The 22,392-nt window shown below is 64.5% G+C and carries 20 protein-coding genes, 1 other RNA gene and 4 pseudogenes; 19 read left to right on the top strand and 6 right to left on the bottom strand.

Going from position 1 to position 22,392, the window contains the following annotated elements; genetic code table 11:
* On the top strand, positions 1 to 186 hold the full coding sequence (locus ABDV69_RS09835; RefSeq protein WP_343573656.1) for a hypothetical protein: 186 nt from the start codon (positions 1 to 3) through the stop codon (positions 184 to 186).
* Between the two features lie 210 nt (positions 187 to 396).
* Here ABDV69_RS09835 and ABDV69_RS09830 read toward each other — a convergent pair whose 3' ends face one another.
* Positions 397 to 1,368: an NADPH:quinone oxidoreductase family protein gene (locus ABDV69_RS09830; protein ID WP_343573654.1), complete on the bottom strand. Its 972-nt coding sequence runs from the start codon at positions 1,366 to 1,368 to the stop codon at positions 397 to 399.
* A 447-nt stretch (positions 1,369 to 1,815) separates the two neighbouring features.
* On the opposite strand from ABDV69_RS09830, the pseudogene ABDV69_RS09825 reads away from it, so the two are divergent.
* Positions 1,816 to 2,079 (top strand): annotated as a pseudogene (locus ABDV69_RS09825) (cytochrome P450); the annotation flags it as partial.
* A 209-nt stretch (positions 2,080 to 2,288) separates the two neighbouring features.
* Here the strand turns inward: ABDV69_RS09825 and ABDV69_RS09820 are convergent.
* From ABDV69_RS09820 to hisN, 3 genes are all read right to left on the bottom strand, one after another.
* Positions 2,289 to 3,497, bottom strand: a complete 1,209-nt coding sequence (locus ABDV69_RS09820; protein WP_343573652.1) for an acyl-CoA dehydrogenase family protein — start codon at positions 3,495 to 3,497, stop codon at positions 2,289 to 2,291.
* 40 nt (positions 3,498 to 3,537) lie between these two features.
* Complete coding sequence (locus tag ABDV69_RS09815) at positions 3,538 to 4,956, bottom strand: acyl-CoA dehydrogenase family protein (protein ID WP_343573650.1); 1,419 nt, start codon at positions 4,954 to 4,956, stop codon at positions 3,538 to 3,540.
* 90 nt (positions 4,957 to 5,046) lie between these two features.
* On the bottom strand, positions 5,047 to 5,829 hold the full coding sequence (gene hisN / locus ABDV69_RS09810) for a histidinol-phosphatase (RefSeq protein ID WP_343573648.1): 783 nt from the start codon (positions 5,827 to 5,829) through the stop codon (positions 5,047 to 5,049).
* Positions 5,830 to 6,020: 191 nt separating this feature from the next.
* On the opposite strand from hisN, the gene ABDV69_RS09805 reads away from it, so the two are divergent.
* Both ABDV69_RS09805 and ABDV69_RS09800 read left to right on the top strand, forming a co-directional pair.
* The gene (locus tag ABDV69_RS09805; RefSeq protein WP_343573646.1) at positions 6,021 to 7,676 is read left to right on the top strand and encodes an NAD-dependent malic enzyme; all 1,656 of its coding nucleotides are present in this window, start codon (positions 6,021 to 6,023) and stop codon (positions 7,674 to 7,676) included.
* 61 nt (positions 7,677 to 7,737) lie between these two features.
* Positions 7,738 to 8,049, top strand: coding sequence for a hypothetical protein (locus tag ABDV69_RS09800; protein WP_343573729.1), 312 nt, complete (start codon positions 7,738 to 7,740; stop codon positions 8,047 to 8,049).
* A gap of 6 nt (positions 8,050 to 8,055) precedes the next feature.
* Here ABDV69_RS09800 and ABDV69_RS09795 read toward each other — a convergent pair whose 3' ends face one another.
* Positions 8,056 to 9,417 carry an FAD-dependent oxidoreductase gene (locus tag ABDV69_RS09795; RefSeq protein WP_343573645.1) on the bottom strand — a complete coding sequence of 454 codons (1,362 nt, stop codon included), beginning with the start codon at positions 9,415 to 9,417 and terminating at the stop codon, positions 8,056 to 8,058.
* An 85-nt stretch (positions 9,418 to 9,502) separates the two neighbouring features.
* Between ABDV69_RS09795 and prfB the strand changes: the two genes are divergently transcribed.
* The 14 genes and pseudogenes from prfB to ABDV69_RS09725 all read left to right on the top strand — a co-directional run bounded on the left by prfB (position 9,503) and on the right by ABDV69_RS09725 (position 20,311).
* Positions 9,503 to 10,615, top strand: coding sequence for a peptide chain release factor 2 (gene prfB / locus ABDV69_RS09790; RefSeq protein WP_343573643.1), 1,113 nt, complete (start codon positions 9,503 to 9,505; stop codon positions 10,613 to 10,615).
* The gene (locus tag ABDV69_RS09785) at positions 10,605 to 11,585 is read left to right on the top strand and encodes a mechanosensitive ion channel family protein (protein WP_343573640.1); all 981 of its coding nucleotides are present in this window, start codon (positions 10,605 to 10,607) and stop codon (positions 11,583 to 11,585) included. Before prfB ends, ABDV69_RS09785 begins: the two co-directional genes overlap by 11 nt.
* On the top strand, positions 11,582 to 12,088 hold the full coding sequence (locus tag ABDV69_RS09780; RefSeq protein WP_343573637.1) for a hypothetical protein: 507 nt from the start codon (positions 11,582 to 11,584) through the stop codon (positions 12,086 to 12,088). The genes ABDV69_RS09785 and ABDV69_RS09780 overlap by 4 nt, the downstream gene beginning before the upstream one ends.
* 70 nt (positions 12,089 to 12,158) lie before the next feature.
* Complete coding sequence (ftsE, locus tag ABDV69_RS09775; protein ID WP_343573726.1) at positions 12,159 to 12,848, top strand: cell division ATP-binding protein FtsE; 690 nt, start codon at positions 12,159 to 12,161, stop codon at positions 12,846 to 12,848.
* Positions 12,849 to 13,742 (top strand): permease-like cell division protein FtsX, encoded by an 894-nt coding sequence (gene ftsX / locus ABDV69_RS09770; RefSeq protein WP_343573635.1) that lies wholly within the window; start codon positions 12,849 to 12,851, stop codon positions 13,740 to 13,742.
* A gap of 2 nt (positions 13,743 to 13,744) precedes the next feature.
* Entirely contained in the window at positions 13,745 to 14,239 is a 495-nt protein-coding gene (gene smpB, locus ABDV69_RS09765) for an SsrA-binding protein SmpB (protein WP_343573632.1), read from the top strand.
* 204 nt (positions 14,240 to 14,443) lie between these two features.
* Positions 14,444 to 14,674 (top strand): annotated as a pseudogene (locus tag ABDV69_RS09760) (hypothetical protein); the annotation flags it as partial.
* A gap of 62 nt (positions 14,675 to 14,736) precedes the next feature.
* Positions 14,737 to 15,241: pseudogene (locus ABDV69_RS09755) on the top strand (recombinase family protein).
* 45 nt (positions 15,242 to 15,286) lie between these two features.
* Positions 15,287 to 16,726 (top strand): hypothetical protein, encoded by a 1,440-nt coding sequence (locus ABDV69_RS09750; RefSeq protein ID WP_343573629.1) that lies wholly within the window; start codon positions 15,287 to 15,289, stop codon positions 16,724 to 16,726.
* 187 nt (positions 16,727 to 16,913) lie between these two features.
* Positions 16,914 to 17,149 (top strand): annotated as a pseudogene (locus ABDV69_RS09745) (hypothetical protein); the annotation flags it as partial.
* An 88-nt stretch (positions 17,150 to 17,237) separates the two neighbouring features.
* Positions 17,238 to 17,606, top strand: a transfer-messenger RNA (tmRNA) gene (gene ssrA, locus ABDV69_RS09740).
* Positions 17,607 to 17,611: 5 nt separating this feature from the next.
* Positions 17,612 to 18,001 carry a hypothetical protein gene (locus ABDV69_RS09735; RefSeq protein ID WP_343573627.1) on the top strand — a complete coding sequence of 130 codons (390 nt, stop codon included), beginning with the start codon at positions 17,612 to 17,614 and terminating at the stop codon, positions 17,999 to 18,001.
* Positions 18,002 to 18,530: 529 nt separating this feature from the next.
* Positions 18,531 to 19,022: a hypothetical protein gene (locus ABDV69_RS09730; protein WP_343573624.1), complete on the top strand. Its 492-nt coding sequence runs from the start codon at positions 18,531 to 18,533 to the stop codon at positions 19,020 to 19,022.
* A 164-nt stretch (positions 19,023 to 19,186) separates the two neighbouring features.
* Positions 19,187 to 20,311: a hypothetical protein gene (locus ABDV69_RS09725; protein ID WP_343573622.1), complete on the top strand. Its 1,125-nt coding sequence runs from the start codon at positions 19,187 to 19,189 to the stop codon at positions 20,309 to 20,311.
* Positions 20,312 to 20,567: 256 nt separating this feature from the next.
* Here the strand turns inward: ABDV69_RS09725 and ABDV69_RS09720 are convergent, their stop codons facing one another.
* Entirely contained in the window at positions 20,568 to 20,981 is a 414-nt protein-coding gene (locus tag ABDV69_RS09720) for a HigA family addiction module antitoxin (RefSeq protein ID WP_343573619.1), read from the bottom strand.
* Between the two features lie 89 nt (positions 20,982 to 21,070).
* Between ABDV69_RS09720 and ABDV69_RS09715 the strand changes: the two genes are divergently transcribed.
* The coding region (locus tag ABDV69_RS09715) for an IS21 family transposase (protein WP_343573617.1) at positions 21,071 to 22,392 on the top strand (1,322 nt) is incomplete at its 3' end.

Raw genomic sequence — 22,392 nt, 5'->3', positions numbered from 1 at the left:
GTGACTCCAGGGTGGCGGCGACGGCGAGAACAGCTGAAACTGAAAGTGACTTTACTTTTTGTTCTTGGTGCTCACAAGGGCATCCGAGATTTATTTGCCGGCAATCAACGCCACCAACCCGCGTCGGCCGACACGGTTTTCGGCGTGGTTGCGGACCCGACGACGCACGCCGCCATCGACGGCTGACCTACGACTGGTCGGTCGTACCGGCCGCGCTGCGTCAGCACACTCAGTTCCCGCCGTGCGAGCCCATGCACCTGGAGAGGTCTCTGCAGCAGCTGTTCGCCCTGGCGACGTCGAGGCATATCTCCGTCGAGACTCAAACCTCCGCGACCGCAATGCCCGGCGTGTCGTCGCCGACGTTTACGTGTCGCTGAGCCGCGGCGGCCATCTGCGCTAATCCCGAATGCGCAGAACGACTTTGCCTTTAGCGGTGCGATTCTCCAGCGAGGCGATCGCGGCCGACGCTTCTTCCAGCGGATAGACCACCGGATCGGGAGGCGGCAACGTGCCGGCGGCCAGCAGCTTTTCGAGGTCGGCCCACTGCTCGGCCAGCGCGCCAGGATGTGTTCCCGCCCAGGCGCCCCAGCCGACTCCGACGACGTCAATGTTGTTCAGCAGCAACCGGTTTACCTTGACGGTCGGGATGTCGCCGCCGGTGAAGCCGATGACCAGTAACCGGCCTCCTGGCGCGAGCGAGCGCAGCGAGTCGGTGAACCGGTCGCCACCGACCGGGTCGACCACCATGTCGACTCCGCGACCGCCGATCAATTCCTTGGTGGTGTCCTTGAAACCGTCGGCCAGCACGACGTCGGTGGCACCGGCCGCCCGCGCGATGTCGGCCTTCTCGTCGGTGCTGACCACCGCGATGACACGCGACGCGCCGAGCACCTTCGCCAACCGGAGTGTCGAGGTGCCGATTCCGCCGGCGGCGCCGTGCACCAGCACCGACTCGCCTTCGTGCAACCGACCCCGGACGGTCAGCGCGAAGTACATGGTCAGGTCGTTGAACAACAGGCCCGCGCCCGCGGTGAAGCTCACGTTGTCCGGCAGCTTGAACACCCGGTCGGGCTGCAGCACCGCGACTTCGGCCATTCCTCCGGTCAGCATGGTCAGGCCGACGACGCGGTCGCCCGCCTGCACGTGCGCATCGGACGGGGCCGACCGCACTACACCGGCGATTTCGGCGCCTAGCACGAATGGCGGGTCCGGGCGGTACTGGTAGAGGCCGCGGGTCAGCAACGCGTCGGGGAAGGCCGCGCCGGCCGCGTGCACGTCGACGATGACACCGTCGCCGGTCGGTTCGTCGATGTCGCCGATCTCGACTGCCTCGGGACCGTCGAGCCGGGTCAATTGTGCTGCGCGCATGCCACCTCCATTGTGAGTCGCTAGCGCTTGACGTTAGCCCGGTGGCGTGAAGAACCCTCAACCAGGCCAGGCACACAGGTAACGCGAGAGGGCGGCCACTCGTGTTCGACATCGTGGTCGCATGCGCTATCACCGTGGGGCGATATCGCCCGCGGTGCAAATCCGAAAAGAGCAGGCCCACCCACTCGGCGACTGAAGAGGCTGGTGTGGCACATGATGCTCTGCGCTACGACGTGCTGGTCAGCCGGGCGATGCCGCGGATGACGGATCGGCTGGCGACGTGGCGGACCCGCTGAATCGGTGACTGCGGGATGGGTTGCGGCGCAGTGCCGAGCCGCGGGAACAGCGCCAAGGCGTCGTCGTAGCGTAATCGAAGGCAGCTTGGGCGACGATGTGCTGATTGCGGCCGACAACGGAAAGCTCCCGCATCGCGAGTGCCCGCCGCTGATGGTCGACTACGTGGCTCTGTCACTGGACACCACGATCAGCGCGATTTACCGCGCCCTGCACCTGTTCGCGATGTTTCCGGGGCAATGGGAGATCATGAAGGGCGATCACGCCCTGATTCCCAACGCCGTCAACGGGATCATCCGCTACGAAACACCCCTGCGGGCATTCTCGCGAAAAGCGTTTCAGGACTGCACAATCAGCGGCGTGAGGATCCCGGCCGGCGCACGCGTCCTGGTGATCTACGCCTCGGTAAATCGCGACGAGTGGGAATGGGACCAACCCGAGGTGTTCGATGTACGCCGCTACGCCAACCGTGACAGGGGTAGCCCGTCTGGAAACCGCGGTGATGCTGCGCGCGCTGGTCGAGCGCGTGGACCGGATCGAGCTGACCTCGCCGCCAACGTGGGCGATCAACAACATCATTCGGCGACACGCACGGTTACCGCTCAAGCTGGTAGCCGGCTGAGCGGTTATTTCAGCTCGGACGACGACAAGCCCAGCAGCCGGCGTGCGACCACCAACTGCTGGATCTGCTGGGTGCCCTCGAAGATGTCCATGATCTTCGAGTCTCGCGCCCACTTCTCCAACAGCGTTTCTTCGGAATAGCCGATGGTGCCGGCTAATTCGACGGCCTTGAGGGTGATGTCGCTGCCCACCCGGCCGGCCTTGGCCTTGGACATCGAGGCCTCTTTGGAGTTCGGGATGTTGTTATCGGCCTGCCACGCGGCACGCAGGGTCAGCTGGTAGCTGGACTCCCACTCGGCCTCCATCCGGAGGAACTCGGCCGCGGCGGCGCTTTGCACCTGAGCCGGCTTGTCGTAGGAAATCTCCACACCCGCGCCGGTCAGGATCTTGCGCAGCTCTTCTAGCGTGGCGCGGGCAATCCCGACAGCCATGGCGGCGACCACCGGCCGGGTGTTGTCGAAGGTCTCCATCACCCCGGAAAAGCCTTTGCCCGGCTCGATTTCGGGGTTGCCCAGCAGGTTGTCCATGGGGATACGGGCGTTCTCGAAGCGGATCGCAGCGGTGTCGGAGCCTTTGATCCCGAGCTTGTTCTCCAGCCGCTCGACGGTGACGCCGGGGTGCTCGCGCGGCACGATGAACGACTTGATCGCCGCGCGGCCCTTGGACTTGTCCAGCGTCGCCCACACCACGATGTGGGTGGCCCGCGAGCCCGCGGTGACGTAGATCTTCTCGCCGTTGATCACGTACTCGTCGCCGTCCAGCTTGGCGGTGGTGGTCACCGCTGCGGAATCAGAGCCGAATCCCGGTTCGGTGATGGCCATGGCGGCCCAGACCCGGCCCAGCCGCTTCAGCTGCTCGTCGGTGGCAACGGCGGACACGGCCGCGTTGCCCAGACCCTGGAACGGAATCGACAGCAACATGGCAGCGTCGCCCCAGCTGGCCTCCAGGGCTTGCAGAGCGGCGGCCATGTTGGCGGCGTTGCGGTTTTCGCCGTCGCTCTCGCTGGCCCGAAGACCGTTGACGCCGGACATGTCCAGCGTGCCGGCCTCAGATGCGCCGGCGTACAGCTCCGCCAGGGTGTCGAGCTCGACCGGGTAGGCGTGCTCCTTGAGGTCGTACTTGCGGGCGATCGGCCGCATCATCTCCGCGGCACCCTGATGGGCCTTCTCGATCACCGCGCGCATCTTGCCGGGCAGTTCCAAATTGATTGCCATGATTGGTCTTTCGTTTGCCGGTGCGAGTCTTAGATGACGACTAAATAACTACGACGCCCTCGGCGACGCCGATGGCTCGAAGGTCGCGGTACCAACGCTCGACGGGGTGCTCCTTGGTGAAACCGTGGCCACCGAGTAACTGCACACCGTCCAGGCCGATCTGCATGCCCTTGTCGGTGCCGATCTTCTTGGCCAGCGCGGCTTCGCGGATAAACGGCAGGCCCTGCTCGGCCCGGGCCGCTCCGCGCCAGGTGATCAGTCGCAGGCCGTCGAGCTCGATGGCGATGTTGGCGCACATGAAGGCCACCGATTGCCGGTGGGCGATCGGCTCGCCGAAGGCCTCGCGTTCTTTGACGTAGGGGATGACGTATTCGAGCACAGCATGCGACGTGCCGACCGCCAGCGCTGCCCAGCCCAGCCGCGACAGCGCAATGGCCTCGGAATAGTCGGCCGCAGTAGCATCCTCCTCGCCGAGGCGCGCGCTCAGCGGCACCGCGACGTTGTCGAGCGCGACGCGGCCGAGCGCGGCCGCGCGGATGCCCATGCTCGGGTCGGCCTTGACGGTCAGGCCCTCGCTGGACGACTCGACGATGAACAGCGCCGGCTTGCCGTTGAGTTGGGCCGCGACGATGAACAATTCGGCATCGGCGGCCGCGGGGACCAGTGACTTGACGCCATTGAGTCGGTAGCCGCCCGGAGTGCGGACCGCGGTGGTCTTCAGCGCAGTCGGGTCGAACAGCGGATGCGGCTCGGCGATCGCCACGCAGGCCTGCGGGACGTTCTCGCCGGCGAACTCCTTGAGGTAGGTCGCCTGCTGACCGGCGCTGCCCCAGTGGGTGAGTGCGGCGGCGACGCCGGCCGGCGCCAGGATCGGCAGGGCCAGGCCCATGTCGCCGTAGCCCAGCGCCTCGGCCACCAACACGTTGGTGACGCTGGAGCGCTCCGCGGCGATGCCGTCGAAGTCCTCCGGGATGTTGATCGCGGTGATCCCCAATTCCGCGGCTTTCTTGACCAGGTCCGGGGGATAGCTGGTGGCGGCGTCGGCGTCGTGCGCTGCCGGACGCAGCATCTCCGCGGCGAACTCCTCGACGGTCTCGACGATCATCTTCTGGTCGTCGTCGGGCGTCAGGTCGTAGTAGTTGCTGCCCTTTGCACCGTTGGCGCTCAGTCGGGTCGGTCCGCCGCGCAGGTTTTCGACCTTCTTGAACTGGCGGTTGGCTGCTCCGGCGGCAGAGAAGATCTGCTTGGTGCCGTAGCGCAGCGTCCGGTTCAGCGGGTCGCGCAGGCCGTACTTGTCCAGGAATTCCTGGCCGACCAGCGGCATGAGCAGCCCGATCGCCACGTCGATGCCAGTGCGCTTGTGGGTTTGCTCGCCGATGGCGGACTTGCTGCCGCTGCGCTTGGGGCGCTGCGTGGAGCCGTTCCGCGAGCCGTTGGTGGAGGTGACAGTGTTTGTCATGAATGCAGCCTCGGTCGTTGGGGCAGTGCTAGCACTTTATCTTACTCCCAAGTAAGATAAAGTGCGTGTTACCTAGTTCACACGTAATGCCTACCGCGCGGAGAGCCTGGCCAGCACGTGATCGTGCAAAAGACCGTTCGTCGCCACCGCGTTGCCGCCATGCGGGCCGGCGGCCCCGTCAAGGCTGGTGAATCGCCCGCCCGCCTCGCGGACCAAGATGTCCAGCGGGGCCAGATCCCATACCGACACTTCCGGTTCGGCCGCGATGTCGACCGCACCCTCGGCTACCAAGCAGTAGGACAGGAAATCGCCGAACGCGCGCACCCGCCATACCTCGTCGGTGAGATCGAGGAAGCGCTCCCGCGCGCCGAGTTGGGCCCATCCGGACAGACTGGAAAACGACAGACTGGCCGAATCTAGTTGCGCGACCGAGGAAACCGAGATTTGCCGAGCCGGTGCGTCGCCGACAGCGACGAATGCGCCCGCGCCGGCAGACGCCCACCAACGCCGCTGTAGTGCAGGGGCACTGACCACCCCTACCTGCGGCACGCCGTCGTCGAGCAGTGCGATCAGGCTCGCCCAGACCGGCACGCCGCGCACGAAGTTCTTGGTGCCGTCGATCGGGTCGATGATCCACTGTCGACCGGCCAACGTGGTGGTGCCGCCGAACTCCTCGCCGAGGACGCTGTCCGCCGGGCGGACTCGGGCCAGCGTCGCGCGCAGATTCGTCTCAACGGTATGGTCCGCGTCGCTCACCGGCGTCAGGTCGGGTTTGGTGTCGACCCGTAGGTCAACCGCCCCGAAGCGGGCCAGCGTCACCTCGTCGGCCTGCTCCGCAAGGGCCAAAGCCACCGCCAGGTCGTCGTCGCTCATCTACCCGCCTTTCGCGTCAAAGAGCGACATCTGCGTAGTCGCCGACTGAAGCATTCTTGCGCACGCGGGCCTGGTTTCGAATCCGGTCAACCGGGGGACGCAGAACTTAATCGCGGCCGCTGCAAAGATGGGCATTGTTCTCCGGTACGTCGCGGTCAAAGCGGCCGATTGCACCTGAAGGGACGTCGACTATGCCTGGTGAAAAGCGAGGGCAAGCCGCCCTTTTCGACGCGTTGACGACCAAGGGCACGGCCTTCTCCGAAACCGAGCGGCGTGAGCTGGGCCTGCTGGGCCTATTGCCGACCGCGGTGAAGACACAGGACGAGCAAGCGGCGCACTGCTGGCACGAATTCTCGACGCGCCGCGACGATCTCGACAAGCACATCTATCTGCGCGCCCTACAGGATCGCAACGAGACGTTGTTCTACCGGGTGCTGCGCGACCACATCCCCGAGTCGCTGCCGATTGTCTACACGCCCACCGTCGGAGATGCCTGCCAGCGTTTCAGCGAAATTTACCGGCGGCCAAGAGGTTTGTTCGTTTCCTACCCTGACCGCGACCAGTTGGACGAGGTGCTACACAACCGGCCGCAGCGCGAGGTCGACGTGATCGTGGTGACCGACGGCCAGCGCATCCTCGGCCTCGGCGACCAAGGCATCGGCGGCATGGGCATTCCGATCGGCAAGCTCTCGCTGTACACGCTGATCGGCGGTATCGATCCGGCCCGCACGCTGCCGATTGTCCTCGACGTGGGCACCGACAACGTCGACCTCCTGCAAGACCCGCGCTACCTCGGCTGGCGCCACCGCCGCATCGACGACGACGAGTACGACGCGTTCGTCGACCGCTTCGTCACCGCGGTGCGCAAGGCGCTGCCAGATGTCCTGCTGCAGTGGGAAGACTTCGCCACCGCACACGCGTTACCGATCCTGGGCCGCTACCGCGACACGCTGCTCACCTTCAACGACGACATCCAAGGCACCGCCGCGGTGACCGTCGGCGCACTGCACGGCGCCGCGAAAGTTGCCGGCCGTCCGTTGTCGCAGCAGCAAGTCGTCATGCTGGGTGCCGGGTCGGCCGGCATCGGGGTTCTCGACATGATCCGCCGCGAGATGGTCAACGAAGGACTATCCGAACAAGCAGCGCACGAACGGATTTGGGTGATCGACGTGGTGGGACTGCTCACCGACGACCGTACCGACCTGTCGGATGCGCAGCGGGATGTCGCGCAACCCGCCGAGCGGACAGCTGGGTGGGGCCTTTCGGGTCCGGCGCAACTCGCCGACGTGGTTCACCACGTCGATGTCGGCGTCCTACTCGGACTGTCCACTGCCAACGGCGCTTTCACCGAGTCGATCGTGCGTGAGATGGCTGCCAAAACCGAGCGGCCGATCATCTTCCCGCTCTCCAACCCGACCAGTCGCGCGGAGGCGCACCCGGCGGAGTTGGATCATTGGACCGACGGGAAGGCCTTGATCGCCACCGGTTCCCCCTTCAAGCCGATACTCCGCAATGGCATGGAACATGTTGTGGCGCAATGTAATAACGTCTATATCTTCCCAGCGATGGGGCTTGCTGTGACTGCAGCGCAGGCAACGCGGGTCACCGATGAGATGATGCGGGTCGCTGCGGCGACCCTCGGCGAAGCATCGCCGGCCCTGAAGGATCCGAACCAGCCGCTGCTGCCGTCGTGGTCGGATGTACCCGACGTGGCCATCCGGATTGCGCAGGCTGTCGCGGTGCAGGCGGTAGCCGAGGGCGTCGCACCGCAACGAGACAGCGACGAACTGGCCGAACGCATCACGCAGGTGCAGTGGCACCCCGACTATCGGACGGCGTCAGCCTGATTGTCGAGGCACCTACCATGGCGTCGTGTGGGAAATCCTCTCGGTTCTGCTCCTCCTCGCTATCGGCGGAGGTCTGCTGGCCCCACGGTTGTTCCGTCAGCGCCCCGGCAATGACGCGTTGAGTGGCACGCTGCTGATCACCGGCGTCAGCCCACGGCCGGACGCGGTGGGCGAGCAGTACGTCACGATTACCGGCGTGATCGCCGGTCCGACCGTCAGTGACTACACCGTCTACCAGCGGATGGCGGCCGATGTCGACCGGTGGCCGAGGGTGGGGGAGTTGAAGCCGGTGGTGTATTCGCAACGCAATCCCGAAAAGTGGTCGTTCGCGCCGCCGGAGCCGCCCGAGCCCACCGAGCCGCCGGCCGAGTGACGCGGGTCAGCCGTGGCTGATGTGCAGCAACTTGGTCAGGTTCGGCAGCTTGACCCGCGGCCGTCCGTGTGGCTCACCGGCTGAGCGTTCGTGTTCGTCGATCAGCTTCCAGTGGGCGTCGGTGACCAGCTTGGGCTGCCGTTCGATCAGCCACTCGGCGATCTCGTCAGCGTGGTCGGTGCCGAATTCGGCCAGGTCGGCTGCGGCGGTGAGATCGGCGATCAACGTCTCGACAGTGTCTTGGGAGTCCTTTTTGTTGGTCCCGATCACCCCGGACGGCCCGCGCTTGATCCAGCCGACGACATACTCGTTACGCCGGCCTTCGATTCGGCCGGCGCTGTTCGGAATGGTTCCGGATTTCTCGTCGAACGGCAGACCCTTGGTGGGAACGCCGCGGTAGCCCACCGAGCGGACCACCAACTGGACGGGCAGCTCTTCACGCTCGCCGGTGTCCTTGGCGGTCACCCGTCCGCTGTCGTCGGTGACCAGTTCGTTGCGCCCCAGCACGATCTTCTCGACTCGCTGCTCGCCGTGAATCTCGATCGGTGACGTCTGGAACCGGAACACGATCCGGCGGTGTCCGGGCCGCGGCTCTTTACCGACGTAGCCCTTGAGCACCTTGATGTTCTGCCTGCAGACCTTGCCGACGGCCGCGGCGTCGTCCTCGGTGATGTTCTCGAAGTCCGCCGGGTCGACGATCACGTCGACGTTCTCCAGGTCGGCCAGCTCACGGAGCTCCAGCGTGGTGAACGCGGTCTGCAGTGGGCCGCGCCGACCGATGACGATCACTTCTTCCACGCCGCGCGGCCGCAACGACTCGAGTGCGTGGTCGGCGATGTCGGTTTTGGCGAGCTCGTCCGGCTCGGTCACCAGGATTCGGGCGACGTCGAGGGCGACATTGCCGTTGCCAATGACAACTGCGCGACGACCCGATAGGTCAGGACTCGCTGCCTCGAAGTGCGGGTGGGCGTTGTACCAGCCCACGAAGTCGACCGCGGCGACGCTGCCGGGCAGCTGTTCGCCGGGGATGTTCAACGGCCGGTCGGCCTGGGCGCCGATCGCGTAGACCACCGCGTCGTACTGCTCGGCCAGCTCGGCCGCCGTGATGTGTTCGCCGACCCCGATATTGCCGAAGAAGCGGAACCGCTCGTCTTCGGCGGTCTTCTCGAACTGCTTACTGATCGACTTGATCTTCGGGTGATCGGGTGCGACCCCGGAGCGAACCAAACCCCACGGCGTCGGGAGCATCTCCAGCATGTCGACGGCGACGTCGAGGTTGTCGTCGGAGTCGGCGGCTTTGAGCAGCGATGCCGCGGCGAAGAATCCCGAGGGACCCGACCCGACGATCGCAACGTGGTAAGGGCGCATAGGCCACGATGCTAAACGCCGGCCCTGGTCGCCGGTGGCCAGTCGCGCCGGTCGTGCTGGTGCCCGGCCGGTAACGTGATCAGGCGTGCACCCCGACCGTCAGGCCGATATCGCGGATCTCGACTCCACGCTGACCACAGTGGAGCGGGTGCTCGACGTCGACGGTCTGCGCAGCCGCATCGAGAGGCTTGAACACGAGGCCGCCGACCCCAACCTGTGGGACGACCAGACCCGCGCGCAGCGTGTCACCAGCGAGCTCTCCCACACCCAGGGCGAGTTGCGGCGGGTCGAGGGGTTGCGTCAACGCCTCGACGACCTGCCGGTGCTCTACGAACTGGCCGCCGAAGCCGGCGCCACAGGCGCCGAGACTCGAGCCGAGGCCGACGCCGAACTGAAGGCACTGCAGGCCGACATCGAGGCGATGGAAGTGCGCACGCTGCTCTCCGGCGAATACGACGAGCGGGAGGCACTGGTCAGCATCCGCTCCGGTGCGGGCGGGGTGGACGCCGCCGACTGGGCCGAGATGCTGATGCGGATGTACATCCGGTGGGCCGAGCAACACAAGTACCCCGTCGAAGTGTTCGACACGTCCTACGCCGAAGAGGCGGGAATCAAGAGCGCGACCTTCGCCGTGCACGCTCCCTACGGCTACGGCACGCTGTCGGTCGAGCAGGGCACCCACCGGCTGGTGCGGATCAGCCCGTTCGACAACCAGAACAGACGGCAGACGTCCTTCGCCGAGGTCGAGGTGCTGCCGGTGGTGGAGACGACCGATCACATCGAAATCCCCGAGGGCGACCTGCGGGTCGACGTGTACCGCTCCAGCGGCCCGGGAGGTCAGTCGGTGAACACCACCGACTCCGCGGTTCGGCTGACGCACATCCCGACGGGTATCGTCGTGACTTGTCAGAACGAGAAGTCGCAGCTGCAGAACAAGGTGGCAGCGATGCGCGTGCTTCAGGCAAAGTTGTTGGAGCGCAAGCGTTTAGAAGAACGTGCCGAGCTCGACGCATTGAAGGGTGACGGCGGCAGCTCCTGGGGCAACCAGATGCGGTCCTACGTGCTGCACCCGTATCAGATGGTCAAAGACCTGCGTACCGAGTTCGAGGTGGGTAACCCGGCGGCCGTTCTGGACGGCGACATCGATGGGTTCCTGGAAGCGGGAATCAGGTGGCGTAACAGAAAAGATGACAACTAATACCACGCTTTTGACGATGACCGCGGCGCAGCGCTGGCACGACTTCGGGTACAGCGCGATCAGCTTGTGGATCATTACTCGCGGTCTGCGGATCGTCATGCTGGTGATCGTTGCCATCTTGGCGGTCCGCTTTGTCACCTGGGTCGCCGATCGGATAAGCCGGCAACTCGACGAGCGTTTCGTCGAAAGCGACGCGCTGGTGCGGTCGGAGGCGACCAAGCATCGGCAGGCAGTGGCATCTGTCATTCAATGGGTGGCGATTGATCTGATCGCGATCTGGGTCCTCTTCCAGATCGCCGACGCGCTCAGCTTTTCCGCCAAAGGCCTGATTGCACCGGCCGCCGTGCTCGGCGCCGCACTTGGCTTCGGCGCTCAGCAGGTGGTCAGGGACATCCTCGCGGGGTTCTTCATCATCGTCGAGAGGCAGTACGGCTTCGGCGATCTGGTCACGCTGACCGTTGTGTCGGCGACAGACGCCAGCGGCACGGTCGAGAACGTGACGCTGCGGGTGACCCGGCTCCGTTCCCCGAATGGCGAGGTGTTGACCATTCCGAACGGCCAGATCGTCAAAACGATAAACCAGTCCAAGGACTGGGCGCGCGCAGTGGTGGACATTCCCGTCGCGACGACCGTCGACCTCAACCGGGTCAGCGAGGTGCTGCGCCAGGAGTGTGAGCGCGCCCGGGAAAACCCCCTCCTTGGCGACTTGTTGCTCGACGCGCCGACCTTGATGGGTGTGGAAAGCATCGAAGTCGACACCGTGACGCTGAGAATGGTGGCCCGCACACTGCCCGGCAAGCAGTTCGAAGCCGGCGGTCAGTTGCGTGTCCTGGTCCTGCGGGCGCTGGCCCGCGCGGGCATCGTGATCGCGGCCGAGGCGAAAGTCGGCGTTGTCGACGGCTTGGGCGTCGAAGCGGGTACGGCCGAACAGCAGGAGTCCGAAAAATCCCAAGACCCGGTTACGCGATGAAGCTGACACTCCACGTCTTCGAAAGCCGCAGCCGCGACGCGGACAAGCACTGGCCGAACTACATGTTCGGCGGCCGTGTCCGCACGTCGACCCTGGTCTTGATCGTCGCGCTTTTCGCCACGTGGTGGACTTACAACACCTATCGGCCGCACCCACCGCCGCCGGTGGCGCCGCAGGTCGTGCCGCCGGGCTACGTTCCCGACCCTAACTACACCTGGGTGCCGCGCACTCGCGTCCAGGAGCCCACCTACGACACGCCGACTTACACGCCGAAGTACACGCCGACCACCACGGTCCCGACGACGCCGCCGACCACGCCCCCCACGACGACAACTCCGCCGCCGCTGTTCCCGCCGCCGCTGTTCCAGCTGCCGGTGCTGCCGCCCCCATTCGGTCCTGGTACCTCGACGCCAAGTCCCGCACCGCCCGGTCCTACTCCTACTCCGGTACCGGCACCGGCACCTGCGCCCGGTTTCCCCGGGCTGCCGGGGCTGCCCGGATGACGCGGCCCGGTTCGCCAGCGCGCCGCGTCGTCGGTACAGATGACACTCGCGGTTAGACTGACGACCCGTGATGATCACCCTCGACCGTGTCACCAAGCAGTACAAGTCGTCGGCGCGCCCTGCTCTGGACAACGTCAGCGTCAAGATCGACAAGGGTGAATTCGTTTTCCTCATCGGCCCGTCCGGATCGGGCAAGTCGACGTTCATGCGGCTGCTGCTGGGTGCCGAGGCGCCCACCAAAGGCGATGTCCGGGTGTCGAAATTTCACGTCAACACGCTGCCCGGACGGCAAATCCCGAAGCTGCGACAGGTCATCGGTTGCGTCTTCCAGGATTTCCGGCTCCTGCAACAGAAGACGGTGTTCGAGAACGTGGCCTTCGCGCTGGAAGTGATCGGCAAGCGACCCGATGCGATCAACCGGGTGACACCCGACGTGCTGGAGATGGTGGGGTTGTCCGGCAAGGCCAGCCGGCTGCCGCACGAACTGTCCGGCGGGGAACAACAGCGGGTGGCCATTGCCCGCGCGTTCGTCAACCGGCCGCTCATCCTGATTGCCGACGAGCCCACCGGCAACCTCGACCCAGAGACCAGCAACGACATCATGGATTTGCTTGAGCGGATCAATCGCACCGGCACCACCGTGCTGATGGCCACCCACGACCACCACGTCGTCGACTCGATGCGACAGCGCGTCGTGGAACTTTCGCTCGGCAGGCTGGTGCGCGACGAACAGCGCGGCGTCTACGGGATGGACCGGTAAGTGCGCTTCAGCTTTCTTTTCAACGAGGTCCTGAACGGCTTTCGTCGCAATGTCACCATGACGGTCGCCATGATTCTGACCACCGCAATCTCGGTCGGCTTGTTCGGTGGCGGCCTGCTGGTGGTCCGATTGGCCGACCACTCCCGCAGCATTTACCTCGACCGGGTCGAGACCCAAGTCTTTCTCACCAGAGAGATTTCGGCCGACGACGCCAACTGCGAGAGCCCGCCGTGCAAGGCGCTGCGCGAGAAGATCGAAAAGCGCAACGACGTCAAGTCGGTGCGGTTTCTCAACCGCCAGGACGCTTACAACGACGCCATTCGCAAGATCCCGCAATTCAAGGGTCTGGCGAGCAAGGACGCATTCCCGGCGTCGTTCATCGTCAAGCTCGAGAACCCAGCGCAGCACGCCGAATTCGACGCTGCGATGCAAGGCCAGCCGGGGGTGGATCACCTGCTCAACCAGAAGGAGCTGATCGACCGGCTCTTCGCCGTGCTGGACGGCTTGTCCAACGCGGCCTTCGCCATCGCCTTGGTTCAGGCAATCGGGGCAATCCTGCTGATTGCCAACATGGTTCAGGTCGCCGCGCGTACGCGCAGCACCGAGGTGAGCATCATGCGGCTGGTCGGCGCCACCCGCTGGTACACCCAGTTGCCGTTCCTGGTCGAAGCCATGGTCGCCGCGACCGTCGGTGTCATCATCGCGATCGTCGGGCTGATCGTGGTGCGTGCACTGTTCCTCGACAGCGCGTTGAGCCAGTTCTACCAAGCGCATCTGATCGCGAAGGTCGACTATGCCGACATCCTCTACATCTCGCCGCTGCTGGTGTTGGTCGGCGTCGCGATCGCCGGAGTCACGTCGTATGTGACGTTACGCCTGTACGTGCGGCGGTAGCGGTGGCCAAGAAGTCGCCGAACAAATCTGCGCCGGCCCGGCAGATCGTGGCGACCAACCGCAAGGCGCGACACAACTACTCGATCCTGGACGTCTTCGAGGCCGGGGTAGTTTTACTCGGCACCGAAGTCAAAAGTTTGCGCGACGGCAAGGCCTCATTGGCCGACGCCTTCGCCACCGTCGATGACGGCGAAGTGTGGTTGCGTAACCTGCACATTCCGGAATATCACCATGGCAGCTGGACCAACCACGCGCCGCGACGCAACCGGAAGCTGCTTCTCCACAGGCGCCAAATCGATATGCTCATCGGCAAAATCAAGGATGGCAACCTCGCGCTCGTTCCGTTGTCGCTGTATTTTTTCGAAGGAAAAGTCAAGGTGGAGCTGGCGTTAGCGCGTGGTAAGCAGGCACACGACAAGCGGCAGGACATCGCCAAGCGTGACGCCCAGCGCGAGGTGATTCGCGAATTGGGCAGGCGATCCAAGGGCATGAGCTGATCGGGGCGGCCTACGCCAGCGTTTTGCTTGCGCCTGCATCTAGCGGGGCTACTCGCGGCGTAGCGGCGCTACGTGGCAGCGCTCGGGCATTGCGCTGCGGCATCGAACCAGGACGCCGGCAACGCCGATCCGCTGGCGCGCCCGCGTGGTCGATACCAACGGGATTGGGCCTGGCGGTATTGAGTCCGTTTCTGATCGAGGGTGGACGCGGATATCGACCTGTCGACGCTGGATCATGTGCGCAACGACGTGGGCGCGGCCAACGAAGCCTGGGTGCGTCACCTGAGCATTCAGCCCGGAGCTGTTCTGCTGCAACGGTTTCGCTCGATCACCTCGGAGCGACGGGTCGTGTTGACGGCTATGTCGCTCGATGAGATCGCCGCGACGATGGGATTCGTGGTCGGCAAACTCGGAAAAGCGCCCGAGGGGTGCCGAGCAGTTGGCGGAATACTGAGTGATAGTGAGCGTACGAACGTTCTAGTGGGTGTGCTGGTGGTGTGAATCTGACTGAGTGGGCGCGTGCTCAGGGTGTTCATCCGCAGACGGCGTACCGGTGGTTTCGGGAGGGGAGGTTGCCGGTTCCTGTGGTGCGGGTGAACGAGCGGACGGGGTTGGTGTCCCTGGACGCAGTGGCCGAGTCGGTGCCCGCCGCGTTCGGGTCCTTCGATGAACGGGTCCCGGGCGAAGGTGCGGCGGCTGTTGGCGGATCCGCGCGTGACGACGGTTGTCGTCGAGCATCGTGACCGGTTGGGGCGGATGAACACCGAACTGGTCGAGTCCGCGCTCTCCGCGCACGGCCGCCGGTTGGTGGTACTCGATGGCGGCGAGGTCGACGACGATCTGGTGCGCGACATGGTGGAGGTGCTGACCTCGTTCTGTGCTCGGCTCTATGGTCGCCGCAGTGCTCGGAACAGGGCGTTGAAGGCGGTGGGCTGCGCGCAGCGCGACATCGGCCCCAAGGCTGTTGTCAGAGGTCGGGTGGATGATGCCGGTCATGAATGAGCTGCGGCGGGCGTTGCGGTCAAGGTCTCGACAAAGGCCGCCGTCATGACCATCCTGCGTGAGATCGCTGCCCCGTTCGTCGCCGACCCGGTGACGGGTGTGTGCATCCGCACCCGGCTGAAAGGGCTCACCGATACCGACGAGGCGGTGCTGTGTCAGGTGGCTGCTCATCTGGGCGGGTTGGCCGGCGCGGATCTGGCGGCGCGGGTGCGGGCTGGTTTGGGCCACGACAAGGATGGCTGGGCCGCACGGAAACGCGGTCTGACGGTTGAGTCGACGGCGCGGTGGGCGGGCAGTATCACCAAGGCCACACACGACCAGTGGGGGCTGGCCCGACGCGCGCAGTACGCACACGCCCAATCCCTGCGCGATGGTATCGCCATGATTGAGCACCGGCTCAGCCAGGAATTGGGCTCAAAGGGCACCGGCGGTATGCCGGGCGGGTACCGGACCCGACAGGAGTGGTTCCACAAGAAGAGGCGTCTGGTGGTGCTCGAGGCACGGCTCGCCGCGGTGGAGGCTGACCGGGCCGCCGGTCACGTGGGCGTGGTGCGGGGCGGCAAACAGCTGCTGCACAAACGCCACCACCTGATGCAGGCCGGGCTCACCGAGCAGCAGTGGCGGGATCAGTGGGAGGCGGCCCGCTGGTTCCTGTCCGCGGACGGCGAGTCGGGTAAACGCTGGGGCAACGAAACCATCCGCGTCACCGGCGACGGTGAACTGTCGCTGCGCCTGCCCGGGCCACTGGTACACCTGGCCAACGCCGGCCACGGCCGCTACATCCTGGCCGGCCCGGTGGAGTTCGCGTATCGGGGCGCCGAATGGGCCGACCGGGTGAACGCGAACCGCGCGGTCGCCTACCGCATCCACTTCTCGCCCGACACGCAGCGCTGGTATCTCGACGCCGCCTGGCAGCGCACCCCGGTTCCGGCGGTGCCGTTGGAAGCGCTGCGCGCCGGGCAACTCATCGGGGTGGACATGAACGCCGATCACCTGGCCGCCTGGCGACTTGACCCGCACGGCAACCCGATCGGCGCCCCGCGCACGTTCGGCTACGACCTGTCCGGTGGCGCCGATCGCCGCGACGCCCAAATCCGCCACGCCCTGACGTGTCTGCTGCACTGGGCCACCAACAACGGGGTCAAGGCAATCGCGGTCGAGGACCTCGACTTCACCGACAGCAAGACCCGCGAAAAGCACGGCCGCCGCCGCAGGTTCCGGCAACTCATCGCCGGCATGCCCACGAGCAAACTCCGCGCACGACTCATCAGCATGGCGACCGAGCACGGGATCAGTGTGATCGCCGTCGACCCCGCCAACACCTCCAAGTGGGGGCGCGCAGCACTGGCACAAACCACTGGCCTCCCACCATCGCCAGACCACCCGACACCACGCCGCGAGCGTGGCCATCGGAAGGCGCGCCCTCGGACACCGGATCCGGCGACGCGTGGCACCGCCCCAACCACACCAGAGCGATGTGGCTGAGCATCGGACCACGCAGGCCCAATCAGGCGTCCGGGAGCGTGAGACAACCCGCCACCCCAGGCCAGGACCGCAGACACGATCTGCTTGTCCGCCCGGGGCGAAGAACGCGGGAAGTCAGGCGACCCAACACCGTTCGGGGCCGCCCACCGAGCAAAACTCAGTTTCGCTCAGTGTTTAGGAACGGTTGCGCGTCGCCATTGAACTGACCGGGCCGCTGGCACGGACCATCCGCGTGGCCGTCGACGGTCGTGCGCAGGTGGTAGACGATTTCGGTGGGCTCGATCCGACCTCGACGATTCGCCTCGACGGTCTGTTGCTGGCCCGCTTGGCTGGGGGCGCACAGACGACACGGCCGGCGTCGAACTCGACGGCGACGCAGCTGTCGGTACGCGCGTCGTCAAGCGACTCAATTTCATGATCTGAGCAGCGGCCTGTCGGGATGAATGGTCGCTGACCTGCCGTTGAAAAGCGCGTACAATCGGTGCTCTGCCGAAATTCGGCAGGGGTGCGAGGGGCTGAACGGTTTCGACTTCGCGCATCGAATCAAGGGAAGCGTGCCGGTGCAGGCAAGAGACCACCGTAAGCGTCGTTGCAACCATATAAGCGCCGTTTCAACACAGCGCGACTACGCACTCGCTGCCTAAGCGACTGCGTGTCTGTCAGACCGGGAGCGCCCTCGGCCCGGACCCTGGCATCAGCTAGAGGGACAAACCTACGGGTTCGGTCGCGGGACCCGTGGGGACATCAAACAGCGACTGGGATCGTCATCTCGGCTTGTTCGCGTGACCGGGAGATCCGAGTAGAGGCATAGCGAACTGCGCACGGAGAAGTCTTGAGGGAATGCCGTAGGACCCGGGTTCGATTCCCGGCAGCTCCACCGAAAAGATGCTGGTCAGGGCCGCAAGCCTTGGCCAGTTTCTTTTTTCGTGTGAACCAGAGGACCTGTCACTGGCCTATGAGATTCACGGCACGTCCGTCACCACCGACAGCGGGCGGTGCGGGGAGATGCCGCGGTTTGTCTTGCGTGGGGAGTCGGACATATCGGTGCAGGAGATCCTTGGCACCGGAGGGGAGTCAGATGCGATGCGCCGCGTGGTGGACTTCGTCGACAACCGAAACGAGACTGACGCACAAGCCGTCGTCACGGCGCGGCTGGCGAAAAGCACCAAGCTGGCGTCCCAGATCTTGCGGAGGCTGCACCGGCGGGGACTCATCGATCACCCCAAGCACGGTCTGTACGGGCCGCTGTCCAAGCGAAGAAAGGACATCAAGTGAGGAGACTGATCCTTCGAGGCGAATAATTCGTAGAGATGAGGATTTGAGGGTTTGAGGGTTTGAGCTGCGAAAACACCCTTCTACATGCGTGAACAGTATTTCTTCTTCTTTGCAGATCTTCAAATCTTCACAATCCTCATGCCCCCCGACACACCATCTGTGCTGTGCCCCGGGCACGCCACCCAAAAAGAAATCAGGATGATCAATCACCAATGACTATGGCGGCAGAGAAGCTGCGAAAACCCAGCGGCGCTCCGCTCGCTTGGGCGCGGCTACAGGCCGTGGACGTACCGCGAAGTACCCAGAAGGCTATGCATGTTAAGTACCGCGTCGACGATCGTTATGGGAAAGTGTTCATGGCGATGAGGCTGGAGGAGTTGGAGTCGTGACCCTGCCCCAAGCTGCACCCCTCATTGTCAATGGTGCGGGGGAGTCGGTGATCGAGTTGCCTCTGACCCTCCGTCAGCTACACCTTGAGCCACTCTGACGCGTGTGCCGAAATGATTGCCTGCGCAACAGAGTCAACGACATGCTGGCCGCTGGCCTCGGTTACGCCATGATCCTTCGGGTTATAGAAGACGACAACGCTAAACTCGACAAGCGAGAGCGCGTCACGATCGATTCGATCCGCAACCACACCAATCGGCATTTCCCCGTGCAGAACGTCGCTAGGGCGGTCTACCGCGAGATTCTTGAGCGGCGAGCCAAGGAGAATGGTGTCGACTTCGCCAATGGCGTTGCCACAGCGATCACGCCAATGGCCTTCTTCGAGACCGTCATGGTCAAAGGTTACGAGAGCCTTGTCGATTCCGGCACGAAGGTCGACGTGAACACTGGCATGATTGCGGCGGGTCGGCTACAAGCGCTGATTGAATCGCGTGCTAGCGGCACCCGCATCGCCGATTTGATGGTGCAGATGAACCGGATTATCACTGCGATCCGCTCCACGGTGCCGGAGGAAATGTGGCCGGAGATCCTGCGGAAGATCGACGGACCTGTCGCGGCCGGGCATATCGCCTGATGAATTTGCAGACTGTGACGACCCGGACGACTACGTCCCCGTGGAGGGCTCGATAGCCCGCGATGACCGAACAACCGAGGGGTTATGCAGTTAATGCCTGACGCCTAACGGGATTGGTCCTGGCCGCTCCAGCCAATGCGGTTCACGGGGTGCAGTGTCGCGGCGTGGGCAGCGTCCGACTGATCGACGTGAAGCCCCCGCGCGGGACAACCCGCTGTGAAGTTTTGATGAAAATTTCTGATTTTCCTGGCACCGGGCGTGGACTGGTGTATTTTTCACGTGCGTCGAAAGCCGAATTGCTCCCGCAATCCACACAACCGGATCAGGCTCTGCGCAAAGTTGGGGGGTCTCAAATGCCAGGTCGTAAGCTTCGTTCGCTGCGATTCGGGCTCATTGCCAGTGCCGGCGTGGGTCTATTGACACTGACGGCGATGATCAATTCGGCTTTCGCATACGGCCAGATCGGCGACACTGCCTCGCCAACTGAAGAGATACCTGTACAGCTCACCGCCTACAATGACACGATCAGCAACGCGGCGAGCGATGTGGCGTCGTCTTACTCGTCATTCTTTTCTGACCTGCCCTCACTGCCGCCGGTTATCCTCGGCCTCAACATTCCGGGTGGGTTCGACGCCTTCGCCAACACGACGGGCGTTTTGCCGTGGGACTACGCCTTCGGGCTGACGACCGGGAACGCGGGGGGCCTCGGTGTTGAGGCGTGGGCCCCTGACAACCCGCTCTTTTCATTCGTCGCCGAGAGTGTGGGCACAACCTCTGGGGCCTGGCCCGGTGCCGCCAGCCTCGTTGGCGTAGAAACGCCTCTGGGCGGTTTCACAAACACCGAGTCGTACGCCAACACATTTGACCCAACCGGCACCACGTGCCTGATTTGCAACACGTTTTCGCTTCTCGCCCCAGGTAACAGTGGTAACACAGACCTTTTCAGCTTTACAGCCGACATTCCCATCGGTGGGTCGCCGCAGTTTGAGTTGAGCACTCCGCTGTTCAGTTTGGGTCCAGACCTGGGAAACGCGTTCGACACCAGCCCGCTCGCAAACGGCTTCGTGAGCGACCAGTCGGCGGCGTCGTCGAGCATCGCTGGCGACCCAGCCGCACTGATTAACGACCTGTCCACGAATCTAGGTCCGAGCATCGGCAACGACCTGAATACGCTGTTGACTAACCTGAGCGCAGATATGTCGACGAGCATGCCGGATCTGCTGCCGGGTAACCTGGCCGCGGACGCGGCGACGGTCATCCCGACCGTGCTGGCCAGCCTCGTCCCTTGACCCGAAGCAGGTCAGCCTCCCACGGTTTGCCGTCATAGGCGCTCGCAGTATCGTCACGGCGACAAAACTATGGGCAGGCCGCGCACTTGTAAGTATTCATTGCCGAGGACGAATGTCAGCAACCGCTATCGTGTTGGTCTAGCAAGCCGCGACTGTACCAACGGTCTGATGCGAGAACCCCGTGGCCAAGCCGCACAGCCGCCCGTCGGATTCCGTGGTGATCTCGCCTAATACCCCCGAGCAAAGGCTTCTCGCTTTATGTGATGCGCCCGATGGCGGCGAGTTCTGTTCCAATCTGGTCCAAAGCGATTTCGGCGTCGTCGTGAGCCTGCATGTTGATACAGAACATGTCGCTCAGCCCCAGCGCGCGCGATAGCCGCAGTGCCGTGTCAGCACTGATTCCTCTCTTGCCGTGGACAATCTCGTTGATGCGTCGCGCCGGCACATTAATCGCCTTGGCGATCCGGTACTGAGAGATATTCATCGGCTCAAGAAACTCGGTGAGGAGGATCTCGCCCGGGTACGTGCCGAAGCTACTCGATGCAGGTGACACGAAGCAGGCGCTCTCTAATGACTGGCTAGACCCGCGTCCCTTTGAATTTCCAGAACTAAAACCCACGATGCTCGCGCTCGTTGAAATTCCCCACTGACGCTCATCGAAATTCCCCACCCGTGTGGCTCCGCCGAGAAGGGCGGGCCTCCCTCGATGCTGCTGGTGTCTGACGCCAACAGATCCAGTCGAAGGAGGCCCGCTTTCTCATGCTCACATGGGAGAACGACATGGAAGTACATGCTTTGCGCAAACGCGGTTGGTCGATCTCAGCGATCGCCCGCCACACCGGCCATGACCGTAAGACGGTTCGCAAGTATTTGGCCGGCGATCAGAAGCCGGGGGTGCGGGCGCGGCCGTCGCCGGACCCGTTCGACCCGTTCGTCGACTACGTCTCGGCACGGCTGCTCGAGGACCCGCATCTGTGGGCCCGCACCCTGTTCGATGAGTTGGAGGGCCTGGGGTTCGGGCTGTCGTATCAGAGCCTGACGCGCCACATCCGCGACCGGGATTTGCGGCCGGCGTGCCAGGCGTGTCGGTTGGTCACCGAGCGGCCCAACGCGATCATCGAGCACCTTCCGGGTGATGAAACCCAATGGGACTGGCTGGAATTGCCGAATCCGCCGCAATCTTGGGGGTGGGGCAAGACCGCGCACCTGCTGGTCGGATCGCTGGCCTGTTCTGGGAAGTGGCGGGCCGCGCTGTCACCGTCGGAGGATCAGCCGCATCTGGTCGCCGCCCTGGACCGGGTGACCCGCGGCCTGGGTGGGGTGAGCCGGGTGTGGCGGTTCGACCGGATGGCCACGGTCTGCGATCCAGGTTCGGGTCGGGTCACCGCATCCTTCGCCGGGGTGGCCAAACACTACGGCGTCTCGGTGGCGATCTGCCCGCCGCGTCGCGGTAACCGCAAGGGTGTGGTGGAAAAGATCAATCACACTGCCGCGCAACGCTGGTGGCGGACTTTGGCCGATGAGATGACCGTCGAGCAGGCCCAAGCCGACGTGGATCGTTTCGCCCGGGTACGGGGAGATACGAGGCTCCGCGCCACCGCCGACGGGCGGTCCTCAGTGGCCACCGTCGCCAACAGCGAGCCGTTGGCGACGCTGCCCGCTGCGCCGTACCCGGTCATCGTCACCGAAGCGCGAACCGCCTCTCGTCAAGCCCTGGTCTCCTACCGCGGCAACCGCTACTCGGTGCCACCGGAGTTGGCCGCCGCCTCGGTGGTCGTCTCACACCCGCTCGGTGATGCGTTCCTCGACATCGCCACCACCGGTGGGATCGTGGTGGCTCGGCAGCGGTTGGCCGCTGATGGGCTCGGTGTCACCGTCCGCGACAGCGGACACGTCATCGCGTTGGACACCGCTGCGATGGCCGCCGCCAGCACGGGCAGGCCGCATCGCCGCAAAGAACGCATCCCACCCGGACAAGCAGCCAAAGCCGCTGCCGCACAACTATTCCAGCTTCATGGCGGGACTTCACCCAGCTCGCAAACATCAACCACTGCAACTCAATCCACTGTCATCGACCTGTC

Source organism: Mycobacterium sp. (genome assembly GCF_039583785.1).
GTDB lineage: Bacteria > Actinomycetota > Actinomycetes > Mycobacteriales > Mycobacteriaceae > Mycobacterium.
This window is presented reverse-complemented; position numbering and strand designations above follow the sequence as displayed.

Bases quoted from the DNA above. Each gene is read 5' to 3' on its own strand.
- ABDV69_RS09830 (WP_343573654.1), bottom strand. From the start codon at position 1,368: ATGCGCGCAGCACAATTGACCCGGCTCGACGGTCCCGAGGCAGTCGAG.
- ABDV69_RS09820 (WP_343573652.1), bottom strand. From the start codon at position 3,497: ATGGCAATCAATTTGGAACTGCCCGGCAAGATGCGCGCGGTGATCGAG.
- ABDV69_RS09815 (WP_343573650.1), bottom strand. From the start codon at position 4,956: ATGACAAACACTGTCACCTCCACCAACGGCTCGCGGAACGGCTCCACG.
- hisN (WP_343573648.1), bottom strand. From the start codon at position 5,829: ATGAGCGACGACGACCTGGCGGTGGCTTTGGCCCTTGCGGAGCAGGCC.
- ABDV69_RS09805 (WP_343573646.1), top strand. From the start codon at position 6,021: ATGCCTGGTGAAAAGCGAGGGCAAGCCGCCCTTTTCGACGCGTTGACG.
- ABDV69_RS09795 (WP_343573645.1), bottom strand. From the start codon at position 9,417: ATGCGCCCTTACCACGTTGCGATCGTCGGGTCGGGTCCCTCGGGATTC.
- ABDV69_RS09785 (WP_343573640.1), top strand. From the start codon at position 10,605: ATGACAACTAATACCACGCTTTTGACGATGACCGCGGCGCAGCGCTGG.
- ABDV69_RS09780 (WP_343573637.1), top strand. From the start codon at position 11,582: ATGAAGCTGACACTCCACGTCTTCGAAAGCCGCAGCCGCGACGCGGAC.
- ftsE (WP_343573726.1), top strand. From the start codon at position 12,159: ATGATCACCCTCGACCGTGTCACCAAGCAGTACAAGTCGTCGGCGCGC.
- ABDV69_RS09750 (WP_343573629.1), top strand. From the start codon at position 15,287: ATGACCATCCTGCGTGAGATCGCTGCCCCGTTCGTCGCCGACCCGGTG.
- ABDV69_RS09735 (WP_343573627.1), top strand. From the start codon at position 17,612: ATGCTGGTCAGGGCCGCAAGCCTTGGCCAGTTTCTTTTTTCGTGTGAA.
- ABDV69_RS09730 (WP_343573624.1), top strand. From the start codon at position 18,531: ATGCTGGCCGCTGGCCTCGGTTACGCCATGATCCTTCGGGTTATAGAA.